The following is a 2,559-nucleotide window of genomic DNA, read 5'->3' as shown; positions in this document are numbered from 1 at the left end:
GGGGTGGGTGAGCGGCTGGACCCCGACATCGGGGGGGCCCGCCGGGCCGGGCGGGACAGCCTGGTCGTGCTACCCGGCGTCAGCGGCGTACCGGAACTGCTGGCCGCCGGGCCGCGGCGACGTCCCACGTACGTCGCGAAAGACCTGGCGGGGCTCTTCGACCCGGCTTCCGCCGTGCGGGTCCCGGGCCCGGCGGACGCCGGCGGCTGGTCCGTGACCGACCGGGACGGCACGCTTGAGCTGGCCGGGGCCGGCCGGTGTTCTAGCGACTGCTCAGCAGTCGTAGTACATGGCGAACTCGTGCGGGGTCGGGCGCAGACGCACCGGGTCGACCTCGTTGGCGCGCTTCCAGTCGACCCAGGTGGAGATCAGGTCGGGGGTGAAGACGCCGCCGTCGAGCAGGTAGTCGTGGTCGGCCTCCAGCGAGTCGAGCACCGCCGACAGCGAGCCCGGCACCTGCTTGACGTCGCCCCACTCCTCCGGCGGGAGGTCGTAGAGGTCCTTGTCGATCGGCGTCGGCGGCTCGATCTTGCTCTTGATGCCGTCGAGGCCGGCCATCATCATGGCCGAGAAGGCCAGGTAGACGTTGGCCGACGGGTCCGGGACGCGGAACTCGACGCGCTTGGCCTTCGGGTTCGCGCCGGTCACCGGGATGCGGGTGCAGGCGGACCGGTTGCGCTGCGAGTAGACCAGGTTGACCGGCGCCTCGAAGCCCGGCACCAGGCGGCGGTACGAGTTGATCGTCGGGTTGGTGAAGGCCAACAGCGACGGCGCGTGGTGCAGCAGACCACCGATGTACCAGCGGGCCATGTCGGACAGGCCGGCGTAGCCGGTCTCGTCGTAGAACAGCGGCTCACCGTTGAGCCAGAGGCTCTGGTGGGTGTGCATGCCGGAACCGTTGTCGCCGAACAGCGGCTTGGGCATGAACGTCGCGGTCTTGCCGTTGGCCCAGGCCTCGTTCTTCACGATGTACTTGAAGAGCTGGAGCTGGTCACCGGCGTGCAGCAGGGTGGAGAACCGGTAGTTGATCTCGGACTGGCCGGCGGTGCCCACCTCGTGGTGCGAGCGCTCCACGTTGAAGCCGGTGTCGACCAGGCGGCGCACGATCGAGTCACGCAGGTCGGCGTAGTGGTCGACCGGCGGGACGGGGAAGTAGCCGCCCTTGTACGCGGTCTTGTAGCCGCGGTTGCCGCCCGGCTCTTCGCGGCCGGTGTTCCAGGCGCCCTCGATCGAGTCGATGTAGTAGAACGACTGGTGCGCCGAGGTCTCGTGGCGGATCGAGTCGAAGATGTAGAACTCCGCCTCGGCCCCGAAGTAGGCGGTGTCGGCGATACCGCTCGCCGCCAGGTACGCCTCGGCCTTCTTCGCCACGTTGCGCGGGTCGCGGCTGTAGGCCTCACGGGTGAACGGGTCGTGGATGAAGAAGTTGAGCGCGAGCGTCTTCTGCGCGCGGAACGGATCGATGAACGCGGTGGCGACATCCGGGAGCAGGAGCATGTCCGACTCGTGGATCGCCTGGAAACCGCGGATCGACGAACCGTCGAACGCGAGGCCGTCGGTGAAGAGGTCGTCGTTGACGGACTCGACCGGCAGGTTGAAGTGCTGCATCACGCCGGGCAGGTCACAGAAACGAACGTCGACGAACTTCACGTCCTCGTTCTTGAGGTATCGCAGCAGTTCCTCGGGGTTGGCGAACACACATCCTCCTGGCACGTCCACGGGGTGGCTAGGCTTCTGGCGACGCTAGGGCCGGGGGGTTGCCCGGCCGTGTCTCCGTTGTTTCTGCCGTGTTACGTCCCTCGCGGAGCGTCAGCGACGCCCCGGTCCGCGCCTCCGGCCCGCCAGGAACGCCGTACCGACTGTGCCAGTGTAATGACATCTGATGCCTTTGGCCTGAATCGGCACACAGCGGCGGCGGCACCCGGCAACCTCTCATCCCGGCGCGGATACCCTTGACCGCTGTGACCAATCCGCACCTCCCGGCAGCGCCGGCCACCGACCCCACCTTCACCGCGCCGAGCCTCGGTCGGCGGTTCGGGGCGTTGATCATCGACTGGGTCCTCTGCCTGCTGGTGTCCAACTTCTTCGCCGACCCGGTACGCGACGGCTGGGCCCCGGTGCTGGTGCTCGTCCTGGAGTACGGCATCTTCCTGGGCCTGTTCGCCCAGACCCCGGGCATGTACATCACCAAGATCCGCTGTGTGAACTGGCTCGACGGTGGCCGGATCGGCGTGCTCCGGGGGCTGATCCGTGGCCTGCTGCTGGCCCTCGTCGTCCCCGCACTGATCATGGACGAGCACCGGCGCGGCCTGCACGACCGAGTCGCCGGCTCGGTCATCGTCGACGCCCCCCGCGGCTGAGCCAACCCCTCCGGCACCGCGCGAACCGCAAGATCGCGCTCGATCCAGGATCCAGTGGCATCCGCCCCGAGCGAGGCCCCTACATCCAGGATCGAGCACGATCATGGCGTGGTGGGGGCGAGGACGATCACGGCGTGGTGGGGGCGGGGGCGAGAGGTGGCTTGGGGCGGGCGGCGCGTCGGGGGTGGGCACCTGAGGG

2 protein-coding genes and 1 pseudogene are annotated in these 2,559 nt (G+C 68.7%); 2 read left to right on the top strand and 1 reads right to left on the bottom strand.

Annotated elements, in window-relative coordinates; genetic code table 11:
• Positions 1-258, top strand: a pseudogene (locus MED01_RS32100) (HAD hydrolase-like protein); the annotation flags it as partial.
• A 15-nt stretch (positions 259-273) separates the two neighbouring features.
• Here MED01_RS32100 and glnA read toward each other — a convergent pair.
• On the bottom strand, positions 274-1,698 hold the full coding sequence (gene glnA, locus MED01_RS32095; RefSeq protein WP_112671701.1) for a type I glutamate--ammonia ligase: 1,425 nt from the start codon (positions 1,696-1,698) through the stop codon (positions 274-276).
• A gap of 263 nt (positions 1,699-1,961) precedes the next feature.
• On the opposite strand from glnA, the gene MED01_RS32090 reads away from it, so the two are divergent.
• Positions 1,962-2,360 (top strand): RDD family protein, encoded by a 399-nt coding sequence (locus tag MED01_RS32090; protein ID WP_308193584.1) that lies wholly within the window; start codon positions 1,962-1,964, stop codon positions 2,358-2,360.
• Positions 2,361-2,559: the final 199 nt, after the last annotated feature.

The organism is Micromonospora alfalfae (genome assembly GCF_022230925.1).
Taxonomy (GTDB): Bacteria; Actinomycetota; Actinomycetes; order Mycobacteriales; family Micromonosporaceae; genus Micromonospora; species Micromonospora alfalfae.
The sequence above is the reverse complement of the archived record's forward strand: the minus strand, read 5'-3'. Positions and strand labels throughout refer to the sequence as shown.